Below are 8,520 nucleotides of genomic sequence, written 5' to 3'. Positions count from 1 at the left end.
CGATCTCCGGTCGTGGTACCGTTGTGACCGGCCGTGTTGAGCGTGGCGTGATCAACGTTGGCGACGAAATCGAAATCGTCGGCATCCACGACACCAAGAAAACCACCTGCACCGGTGTTGAAATGTTCCGCAAGCTGCTGGACCGCGGCGAAGCCGGCGACAACATCGGCGCGCTGCTGCGCGGCGTTGACCGTGACGGCGTTGAGCGTGGTCAGGTTCTGTGTAAGCCGGGCTCCGTGACCCCGCACACCAAATTCGAGGCAGAAGCATACATTCTGACCAAAGAAGAAGGTGGCCGTCACACCCCGTTCTTTGCGAACTACCGTCCGCAGTTCTACTTCCGGACCACCGACGTGACCGGCACCGTAACCCTGCCGGAAGGCACCGAGATGGTGATGCCGGGCGACAACCTGAAGTTCGAAGTTGAACTGATCGCCCCGATCGCGATGGAAGACGGTCTGCGTTTCGCCATCCGCGAAGGCGGCCGCACCGTCGGCGCTGGCGTCGTTTCCAAAATCATCGAGTAATTCGCACTCGCGAATGATCAAACGGAAAGGGCGCCCCTGTGGCGCCCTTTTTGTTTGAACGCGATGATCCCGAGACGCACCAAAAAGACTGTGTCGAGGATCATCGAGCAACCAGGTCTCCTGATTGTGGATGGAAAGGGCCTCCTTTGGGAGGCCCTTTTTCTATGTGTACAAAGCTGAGCAGGGCAGCGTCAGAACGAAACGACTTCCCTTTCCCGGGCCTTCGCTTTCGGCATGAGCGCTGCCGCCATGCGCACAGGCAATTTCGCGTACGTTCGCGAGTCCCAGGCCAGTGGACTTTTCACCATCCGTTGGCTGCGCGGAAAGCCTTTGAAAACGGCCGAAGGCGCGCGTCAGGTCGTCTGGCGTCAGGCCCTGACCGGTATCGGAGACGGCAACGGTGACGCTTTCACCTTCCTGCGCGACCGAAATCCGGACCTCGCCTCCGGGATAGGTATATTTCACGGCGTTGCTAATCAGATTGTCGATGGCAGAGATGACCAGTGTTTCATCAACCTCTGCGATGGTCCGCTGCGGTGGGTCGACGGACAGGGAAATCGATTTGCGTGCAGCCTCTTCCCGGTTGGCTTCGGCAGCAATGTGCAGCAACCCGGTCAGATCGACCGGCTTGCGATCCAGGCGCAGCGCTTCGCCTTCGACCCTGGCCCGGTCCAGCGTCGCGTCGATCAACTGCGCGATCCGGTCCGCATTGTCGATGACCTTCTGAAATGCAGTTTCGATCCGGGCCTGATCCGGCGCGTTGCTGCGGGTTCTGGCGAGCCCGAGTTCCGCCTGCGACAAGACTGCGGCCAGCGGGCTGCGCAGATCGTGGGCAATCAAACCCATGAGCGCGATCTTTTCCGCGTTTTCGCGCCGCACCTCGGAATAGCCCTGCTGCAGGCGCCGGTTCATCCGCGCGAGATCCGCGATTAGCTTCTTTCGTTCCTTTTCCACGGAGAGACGGCGCAATTCGGCCTCGGCGCGCAGGGCAAAAATTGTCGATATCGCGGTGGCGATCTCGGATTCCTTGATCTCCTTGTTGGAAAATACAGCCAGATGACCGGTGACCTCGCCAGTGGTGTCGCGAAGTGGAATACCTATGTAGCCTTCAAACCTCGCTTCGCGGGGATAAAGGTCGGCAATCCCGCAGGGGATGATCACCACCTCCCCGGCATATACCCGGGCGCAGGGGGTGCCCTGCAATTCGTAGCGTATCCCGCGAGCAACCTTGTGGTCCTGCAGAGCGTAGAGCGCCCGCGCGTGGGTGGGGGGCACCCCTTCGCCATAGGTGACTGCGACGAAGGCTGCATCCAGATGCTCGCTCAGGGCCTCAACCAGGCGCGCCAGGAGCGCATGACCGGTTTCACCAGCGATACTGCGCGCAATTAGCAGAACTTGCTCGGTTTCGGGGCTGTGAGACGGCACTATTGGGTTGTCCGTTGTGAGGCTTTGCGCAAGATTAACCGGACTTGAGGGGCGCCACTAGGGTCACTGACCGCCCTGCGTCAGTTTTTAACACGGGACGGCCAGATTTTCTGGGGGTGACCTTGCCCGATCGCCGTAACGGCTCCTGAGGTGGACCCAAAGAGTGGGAGCATTCGCACGGGCCTCATTTACCCTTGCAATACCGTCGCTGCAGGCTTAAGACGCGCGAGTTCTCAATGAGAATATCAAGGCGGGGTGATTCCCGCCTTTTGGGTTCGATGAGGGTGTGCGGTGGTCGTGGGCCCTCCTCTCAACTCCAACGCCTATAAAAGGCTGACGAAATGCAAAGTCAAAACATTCGCATTCGGCTGAAGGCTTTCGATTACCGCGTGCTGGACGCCAGCACCCAGGAAATCGTGAACACTGCAAAGCGCACCGGCGCGCAGGTTCGTGGCCCGATCCCGCTTCCGAACAAGATCGAGAAATTCACCGTTCTGCGTGGTCCCCACGTCGACAAGAAATCCCGTGACCAGTTCGAGATCCGCACCCACAAGCGCATGCTCGACATCGTTGATCCGACTCCCCAGACCGTGGACGCGCTGATGAAGCTCGACCTCGCCGCTGGCGTGGACGTCGAGATCAAGCTGCAGTCGTAAGATCGGAGGGTAATGAATATGCGCTCTGGTATTATCGCAAAGAAAGTCGGCATGACCCGGCTGTTCATGGAAGACGGCAAGCAGATCCCTGTGACCGTTCTTCACCTGGATGGTCTGCAGGTCGTGTCGCAACGCACCGAAGACAAAGACGGCTACACCGCCGTTCAGCTGGGCGCAGGCTCGGCCAAAGTGAAGCGCGTCTCCAAGGCGATGCGTGGCCACTTTGCCGCTGCAAAGGTTGAACCCAAGCGTAAGCTGGTTGAATTCCGCGTACCCGCCGATGCCCTGATCGAAGTTGGCGCCGAAATCTCGGCCGAACACTTCCTGACAGGTCAGAAAGTGGACGTGACCGGCACCTCGATCGGTAAAGGTTTCGCGGGCGCCATGAAGCGCTGGAACTTTGGCGGTCTGCGTGCCTCGCACGGTGTGTCGATCTCGCACCGTTCGCACGGTTCGACCGGTCAGTGTCAGGATCCCGGCAAGGTTTTCAAAGGCAAGAAGATGGCCGGCCACATGGGCGCTGCCCGCGTGACCACCCAGAACCTGGAAGTCGTCAAGACCGACGCCGACCGTGGCCTGGTGTTCATCAAAGGTGCCGTACCTGGTCCGAAATCCGGTTGGGTAACCGTCAAGGATGCCGTCAAGAAGAAAGCGCCCGAAGGTCTGCCCTTCCCGGCGGCTCTGAAGACAGCAGCAACCGAAGCACCGGCGGAAGCTCCCGCGGAAGGTGGTGAAGCATGAAACTTGATGTGATCAAACTCGACGGCGGCAAGGCAGGCGACATCGAACTGTCCGAAGACCTGTTCGGTCTGGAGCCGCGTGCGGACATCCTGCACCGTGTGGTCCGCTGGCAGCGCAACAACGCGCAGGCAGGTACCCACAAGGTCAAGACCCGCTCGGAAACCTCCTACTCGACCAAGAAGATCTATCGCCAGAAGGGCACCGGCGGCGCACGCCACGGTGACCGTAACGCGCCGATCTTCCGCAAGGGTGGTATCTACAAGGGCCCGACCCCGCGTAGCCACGGCCACGAGCTGACCAAGAAGTTCCGCAAGCTGGGCCTGCGCCACGCGCTGTCCGCCAAGGCGAAAGCCGGTGAACTGGTCGTGATCGAGGACGCAACCGCAGAGGGCAAGACCGCTGCTCTGGCCAAGCAGGTGAAAAACCTGGGCTGGAAACGCGCGCTGGTCATCGACGGTGCAGCCGTGAACGAAGGGTTCCTCAAAGCATCGCGTAACATCGACGGTCTGGATATCCTGCCGACGATGGGTGCAAACGTCTATGACATCCTGAAGCGTGACACCCTGGTGATCACCAAGGCGGGTGTCGAAGCACTGGAGGCTCGACTGAAATGAGCGCGAAGGCAGAACACTACGACGTGATCCGCAAGCCGATCATCACCGAGAAATCCACCATGGCGTCCGAAAACGGCGCAGTGGTGTTCGAAGTGGCGATCGACAGCAACAAACCCCAGATCAAAGAGGCGGTTGAAACCCTCTTTGGTGTGAAGGTCAAAGCGGTCAACACCACCATCACCAAGGGTAAGGTCAAGCGTTTCCGCGGCCAGATCGGCCGTCGCAAGGACGTGAAGAAAGCCTATGTGACCCTGGAAGAAGGCAACACCATCGACGTGTCCACCGGACTCTGAGATCTGTTTCTTTTGAAAAGATCGAAGGCCCTCGCGAAAGCGGGGGCCTTTTTCGTTGGCGGTGCGATTGACTCACAAAGGGCAGCGCCTGACGCTAGGTGGGGGCGAAGCGCCCTCCTGGGGGGAGGGTCGGGCGCTGCCCGGCCTACGGCCGGGCTGTGCGCGAAGATTGAAGTATTCCCTGATTTTGATCAGTCGGCAACTTCGAGTACGTATGCCGCAATGGTATGCGCTGCATTTATTGCAAGGCGCGCATGGCGTGGCGCAATCTTGTAGTTACGTGCCTCAATTTCGGATTTTCCGTGGGCACCACTCTTTTTGTTGCGAAGATACATTATGCCATCCACGACACTATGCATGCCTGACGCAATCTTTCGTAGGTCCTTGTCTTTCAACTCGCCGGGTTGGAGGCCAATATCTTTGGCCACCGTTTTCCATAGCTCTGACAGAGTATGAGAGGGAGAGTACTTGATGGCTTTCTTATCCAAATAAGCCTTAAAAGCGGCTTCCAGAACGTTCCCTGCGTAGTGTGCGGCGGCGTGCGGATCTTTGTCCACCTGCCGCAGGGCTCGCTTGATTTCTTGGTCAACGGATGAAAGGCCGTGACGTCTAACCTCCTCTTCGAGCGACAGGGTGCTACTACTTCCTCGGGTCGGGCGAAGCTTTCCACTGGAAAACATTAGACCCTCGCCTGCCAAGGTGCTCTCGAGCTTTCGTTTGTCGGCATCAAGTTTGTCCTGCGGCTCACCTGAAGCTGGCATCCAAGCCGAAAACTGTTCAAGTGGCTTTTCAAAGAAGTCCTCTAGAATTACCTCCAGGACCGACAAAGGCTCGTCTACGACTTTGTTTGTGGATCGGAGCCAGCTCTCAACTTTCTTGGGTTTACTTACATCGGGCACATCATCTGGTGCCCCGGCATATAGAAAAAGGGAATCTATTCCTGCGTGAGAGTACCAATCGGGCAGAATAGAACTTAGATTGCCGATGACTTTTGTTGGAATTCGTTCCATATATTGTGTCCCAATTGCGTTAAGAACCTTTCTTACACAGAAAACACCCCATCGAAGAAGGCAAGTACATCTCTGCCGCCGCTTCACCATTGCCACCCCCACGAACCTCTGCTAAATGGCACCAATCCTGAAGGCCTCGGATTCGTCCGGGGCTGTCTCTTTTGTCGGGATCATGAATAACCTGGGACCTTCGGGGCCCTTTAGATCGGTCACCTGAACCGCCGCACGCGGCACATCAGGGGGCTTTAACATAGCGGTGCCAAAGACAAGAACCTAAGGCACTGCACGCTAAACGGAAGACAGAAAGCATGGCACTTAAGTCGTATAAACCGACGACGCCGGGCCAGCGTGGGCTGGTTCTGATCGACCGTTCGGAGCTTTGGAAAGGGCGTCCGGTCAAGTCTCTCACTGAGGGTCTGACCAAATCGGGCGGCCGGAACAACACCGGACGGATCACTTCTCGCCGCCGTGGTGGTGGCGCAAAGCGTCTTTACCGGATCGTTGACTTCAAACGGAATAAATTTGATGTCGCCGCGACCGTCGAGCGCATTGAATATGACCCCAACCGTACTGCCTTCATCGCACTGGTGAAGTACGAAGACGGCGAGCAGGCCTATATCCTCGCTCCGCAGCGTCTGGCAGTGGGTGACAAGGTCATCGCCTCCGCGAAGGCAGACATCAAGCCGGGCAACGCAATGCCGTTCTCGGGCATGCCGATCGGTACCATCGTTCACAACATCGAAATGAAGCCCGGCAAAGGCGGCCAGATCGCCCGTGCAGCCGGTACTTACGCTCAGTTCGTTGGTCGTGATGGTGGCTACGCTCAGATCCGCCTGTCCTCGGGCGAACTGCGCATGGTCCGTCAGGAATGCATGGCCACCGTTGGTGCCGTCAGCAACCCTGACAACAGCAACCAGAATTACGGTAAAGCTGGCCGTATGCGCCACAAGGGCAAGCGTCCCTCGGTCCGTGGTGTCGTTATGAACCCGATCGACCACCCGCACGGTGGTGGTGAAGGCCGGACTTCGGGTGGTCGTCACCCGGTGACCCCGTGGGGTAAGCCGACCAAGGGTAAGCGCACCCGCAACAAAAACAAAGCGTCGCAAAAGCTGATCATCCGCTCGCGTCACGCCAAGAAGAAGGGACGTTAATCTATGTCTCGCTCTGTATGGAAAGGTCCTTTCGTCGACAGCTATGTGCTTAAGAAAGCCGAAGCTGCGCGTGAATCGGGCCGCAATGAAGTGATCAAGATCTGGTCGCGTCGTTCCACCATTCTGCCCCAGTTCGTGGGTCTGACGTTTGGTGTGTACAACGGCAAGAAACACATCCCTGTCAACGTCTCGGAAGACATGATCGGTCAGAAGTTCGGTGAGTATTCGCCGACCCGGACCTATTATGGTCATGCTGCGGACAAGAAAGCGAAGCGGAAGTAAGTCATGGGCAAGGTACAAAATCCCCGCCGCGTGGCCGACAACGAAGCAATGGCGAAAACCCGCATGCTTCGGACCAGCCCGCAGAAACTGAACCTGGTGGCTCAGATGATCCGTGGCAAGAAAGTGGACAAGGCTCTGACCGACCTCACTTTCTCGAACAAGCGGATCGCGCAGGACGTGAAGAAATGCCTTCAGTCCGCCATCGCGAACGCCGAGAACAACCACAACCTGGACGTCGATGAACTGATCGTCGCCGAGGCATGGGTTGGCAAGAACATGACCATGAAACGCGGTCGCCCGCGGGCCCGTGGTCGTTTCGGCAAGATCCTGAAGCCGTTCGCTGAGATCACCATCAAGGTGCGTCAAGTTGAGGAGCAAGCCTAATGGGACATAAAGTCAATCCGGTCGGCATGCGCCTGCAGGTGAACCGCACCTGGGACAGCCGTTGGTACGCCGACACCAAGGACTACGGTGATCTTCTGCTGGAAGATCTGAAACTGCGTGAGTTCATCAAGGCAGAGTGCAAGCAGGCCGGTGTGGCCCGCGTGATCATCGAACGCCCCCACAAGAAGTGCCGTGTGACCATTCACACCGCACGTCCGGGCGTGATCATCGGCAAAAAAGGCGCCGATATCGAGGTCCTGCGCAAGAAGCTGGCAGCGATGACCGACTCGGAACTGCACCTCAACATCGTTGAAGTGCGCAAGCCCGAGCTGGACGCACAGCTGGTTGGCGAGTCCATCGCTCAGCAGCTGGAACGTCGTGTGTCCTTCCGTCGCGCGATGAAGCGTGCCGTTCAGAACGCAATGCGCATGGGCGCCCTGGGTATCCGGGTGAACGTCGCGGGTCGTCTGGGTGGTGCTGAAATCGCCCGTACCGAATGGTACCGTGAAGGTCGTGTGCCGCTGCACACCCTGCGCGCCGACATCGATTACGCTCACTCCGAAGCCATGACCCCCTACGGGATCATCGGGATCAAGGTCTGGATCTTCAAAGGCGAGATCATGGAGCATGACCCGCAGGCGCGTGATCGTAAGTCTCAGGAAATCCAGGACGGCCCTGCACCCCGTGGTGCTGGTGGCGGTCGTCGCTAAGGAGGGGATGAGATGCTTCAACCAAAGCGTACGAAATTCCGCAAAATGCACAAAGGCCGGATTTCCGGTCTCGCCAAAGGTGGTTCTGACCTGAACTTCGGCACCTACGGTCTCAAGGCTCTGCAGCCCGAGCGCGTAACTGCCCGTCAGATCGAAGCCGCACGTCGTGCCATGACCCGTCACATGAAGCGTCAGGGTCGTGTCTGGATCCGGATCTTCCCGGATACCCCGGTGACCTCCAAGCCCGTCGAAGTTCGTATGGGTAAAGGTAAAGGTTCCGTCGACTACTGGGCATGCAAAGTGAAGCCCGGTCGCGTGATGTTCGAAATCGATGGCGTCAATGACGACATCGCCCGCGAGGCTCTGCGCCTTGCTGCGATGAAGCTGCCGATCAAGACCCGCGTCGTGGTTCGCGAAGACTGGTAAGCCCAGGCTCTTTGGAAAATCAGAAACCCCCGCCGAGCAATCGGCGGGGGTTTTTCTTTGTGGTCACTCCGGGAAAATCCGTCTGCCTTCCTGGGGCGAACGGCAGTATGGCGTGGGGGCTGCGTAGTGTCGGGAAGGCAGTAGATGGCCCGCTCGGCGGAGTGCAGAGCGGGCATCGTTTGACCTGCCCCCCGAGGCTCCCTTATTCATAACGAGAGTCTGCGGGTCTGGTTTTCATATTCTCCGTCGTCTGATTGGGCAAGCGCGCCGGGCGCGGAGCCCTCAAATTGCTCAAGCGTCC

At 58.4% G+C, this 8,520-nt stretch carries 12 protein-coding genes; 10 read left to right on the top strand and 2 right to left on the bottom strand.

Annotated features, from left to right (window positions below):
* A partial coding sequence (locus tag SM764_RS22340) for an EF-Tu C-terminal domain-related protein (RefSeq protein WP_369002839.1) occupies positions 1 to 527 on the top strand: 527 nt, incomplete at its 5' end.
* A gap of 162 nt (positions 528 to 689) precedes the next feature.
* Here SM764_RS22340 and SM764_RS22335 read toward each other — a convergent pair.
* A complete protein-coding gene (locus SM764_RS22335; protein ID WP_369002838.1) occupies positions 690 to 1,952 on the bottom strand; it encodes a sensor histidine kinase in 1,263 nt (420 codons plus the stop codon).
* Between the two features lie 341 nt (positions 1,953 to 2,293).
* On the opposite strand from SM764_RS22335, the gene rpsJ reads away from it, so the two are divergent.
* Genes rpsJ through SM764_RS22315 form a run of 4 tightly spaced genes read left to right on the top strand, consistent with a single transcriptional unit; the run spans position 2,294 to position 4,256 of the window.
* Positions 2,294 to 2,608: a 30S ribosomal protein S10 gene (gene rpsJ / locus SM764_RS22330; protein ID WP_058289455.1), complete on the top strand. Its 315-nt coding sequence runs from the start codon at positions 2,294 to 2,296 to the stop codon at positions 2,606 to 2,608.
* Between the two features lie 18 nt (positions 2,609 to 2,626).
* Positions 2,627 to 3,349 carry a 50S ribosomal protein L3 gene (gene rplC, locus SM764_RS22325; protein ID WP_065271476.1) on the top strand — a complete coding sequence of 241 codons (723 nt, stop codon included), beginning with the start codon at positions 2,627 to 2,629 and terminating at the stop codon, positions 3,347 to 3,349.
* A complete protein-coding gene (gene rplD / locus SM764_RS22320) occupies positions 3,346 to 3,963 on the top strand; it encodes a 50S ribosomal protein L4 (RefSeq protein WP_065271475.1) in 618 nt (205 codons plus the stop codon). Before rplC ends, rplD begins: the two co-directional genes overlap by 4 nt.
* Positions 3,960 to 4,256 carry a 50S ribosomal protein L23 gene (locus SM764_RS22315; RefSeq protein WP_065271474.1) on the top strand — a complete coding sequence of 99 codons (297 nt, stop codon included), beginning with the start codon at positions 3,960 to 3,962 and terminating at the stop codon, positions 4,254 to 4,256. The genes rplD and SM764_RS22315 overlap by 4 nt, the downstream gene beginning before the upstream one ends.
* A 191-nt stretch (positions 4,257 to 4,447) precedes the next feature.
* Here the strand turns inward: SM764_RS22315 and SM764_RS22310 are convergent, their stop codons facing one another.
* Positions 4,448 to 5,266, bottom strand: coding sequence for an abortive infection family protein (locus SM764_RS22310; protein WP_369002837.1), 819 nt, complete (start codon positions 5,264 to 5,266; stop codon positions 4,448 to 4,450).
* 308 nt (positions 5,267 to 5,574) lie between these two features.
* Here SM764_RS22310 and rplB point away from each other — a divergent pair, with 308 nt between their 5' ends.
* From rplB to rplP, 5 genes are read left to right on the top strand one after another with little or no spacing between them, the layout of a single operon-like run.
* A complete protein-coding gene (rplB, locus tag SM764_RS22305; RefSeq protein ID WP_065271471.1) occupies positions 5,575 to 6,417 on the top strand; it encodes a 50S ribosomal protein L2 in 843 nt (280 codons plus the stop codon).
* Positions 6,418 to 6,420: 3 nt separating this feature from the next.
* Positions 6,421 to 6,699, top strand: coding sequence for a 30S ribosomal protein S19 (gene rpsS / locus SM764_RS22300; RefSeq protein WP_065271470.1), 279 nt, complete (start codon positions 6,421 to 6,423; stop codon positions 6,697 to 6,699).
* Between the two features lie 3 nt (positions 6,700 to 6,702).
* Complete coding sequence (gene rplV, locus SM764_RS22295; protein WP_065271469.1) at positions 6,703 to 7,083, top strand: 50S ribosomal protein L22; 381 nt, start codon at positions 6,703 to 6,705, stop codon at positions 7,081 to 7,083.
* Positions 7,083 to 7,793 carry a 30S ribosomal protein S3 gene (rpsC, locus tag SM764_RS22290; protein WP_065271468.1) on the top strand — a complete coding sequence of 237 codons (711 nt, stop codon included), beginning with the start codon at positions 7,083 to 7,085 and terminating at the stop codon, positions 7,791 to 7,793. The genes rplV and rpsC overlap by 1 nt, the downstream gene beginning before the upstream one ends.
* A gap of 12 nt (positions 7,794 to 7,805) precedes the next feature.
* Positions 7,806 to 8,219 (top strand): 50S ribosomal protein L16, encoded by a 414-nt coding sequence (rplP, locus tag SM764_RS22285; RefSeq protein ID WP_065271467.1) that lies wholly within the window; start codon positions 7,806 to 7,808, stop codon positions 8,217 to 8,219.
* Positions 8,220 to 8,520 lie beyond the last annotated feature (301 nt).

Source organism: Pseudophaeobacter sp. 1A16562, assembly GCF_041008785.1.
Lineage (GTDB): Bacteria > Pseudomonadota > Alphaproteobacteria > Rhodobacterales > Rhodobacteraceae > Phycobacter > Phycobacter gallaeciensis_A.
Note: the sequence above shows the minus strand (reverse complement) of the source record. Positions and strands in the feature narration are given on the sequence as shown.

Bases quoted from the DNA above. Each gene is read 5' to 3' on its own strand.
- rplP (WP_065271467.1), top strand. From the start codon at position 7,806: ATGCTTCAACCAAAGCGTACGAAATTCCGCAAAATGCACAAAGGCCGG.
- rpsJ (WP_058289455.1), top strand. From the start codon at position 2,294: ATGCAAAGTCAAAACATTCGCATTCGGCTGAAGGCTTTCGATTACCGC.
- rpsC (WP_065271468.1), top strand. From the start codon at position 7,083: ATGGGACATAAAGTCAATCCGGTCGGCATGCGCCTGCAGGTGAACCGC.
- rpsS (WP_065271470.1), top strand. From the start codon at position 6,421: ATGTCTCGCTCTGTATGGAAAGGTCCTTTCGTCGACAGCTATGTGCTT.
- SM764_RS22310 (WP_369002837.1), bottom strand. From the start codon at position 5,266: ATGGAACGAATTCCAACAAAAGTCATCGGCAATCTAAGTTCTATTCTG.
- SM764_RS22315 (WP_065271474.1), top strand. From the start codon at position 3,960: ATGAGCGCGAAGGCAGAACACTACGACGTGATCCGCAAGCCGATCATC.
- rplV (WP_065271469.1), top strand. From the start codon at position 6,703: ATGGGCAAGGTACAAAATCCCCGCCGCGTGGCCGACAACGAAGCAATG.
- rplB (WP_065271471.1), top strand. From the start codon at position 5,575: ATGGCACTTAAGTCGTATAAACCGACGACGCCGGGCCAGCGTGGGCTG.
- rplD (WP_065271475.1), top strand. From the start codon at position 3,346: ATGAAACTTGATGTGATCAAACTCGACGGCGGCAAGGCAGGCGACATC.
- rplC (WP_065271476.1), top strand. From the start codon at position 2,627: ATGCGCTCTGGTATTATCGCAAAGAAAGTCGGCATGACCCGGCTGTTC.